The 389-nt window shown below is 62.0% G+C and carries 1 protein-coding gene; it reads left to right on the plus strand.

Annotated features, from left to right (window positions below):
• Positions 1–11 precede the first annotated feature (11 nt).
• Positions 12–389: helix-turn-helix domain-containing protein (locus tag R5W23_RS12235; RefSeq protein ID WP_320686564.1), on the plus strand; the 378-nt coding region annotated here is incomplete at its 3' end.

Here is a 389-nt window from a genome sequence, read left to right on the forward strand (position 1 = left end):
GGGAGATCCCCATGAACAAGAAGTATATCGTCCGTCTCACGGAGACGGAACGAGACGTTTGCAAGGCCACCATCAAGAACGAGAAGGGCACCTCCGAGAAGCTTCGGCGGGCCACGATTCTCCTGAAGGCGGATGCCGATGGCCCCGCTTGGCGGGACCAGAAAATCAGCGACGCCGTCGGTTGTAGCACACGGACCGTGGAGAATGTGCGTCAGGCCTTCGTCCTGGAAGGATTCGAGGCCGCTCTGGTGCGTAAGAAGCGGGCTACGCCCCCCACGCCCCAGTTGCTCGACGGTGCCGCCGAAGCGAAACTGATCGCGATGCGTTTGGGCAAGCCACCGAGCGGCTACGGGCATTGGACTTTGCGGTTGCGGGCCGATCAGTTGGTG

The sequence above is a fragment of the Gemmata algarum genome, from assembly GCF_034097035.1.
GTDB classification, from domain to species: domain Bacteria; phylum Planctomycetota; class Planctomycetia; order Gemmatales; family Gemmataceae; genus Gemmata; species Gemmata algarum.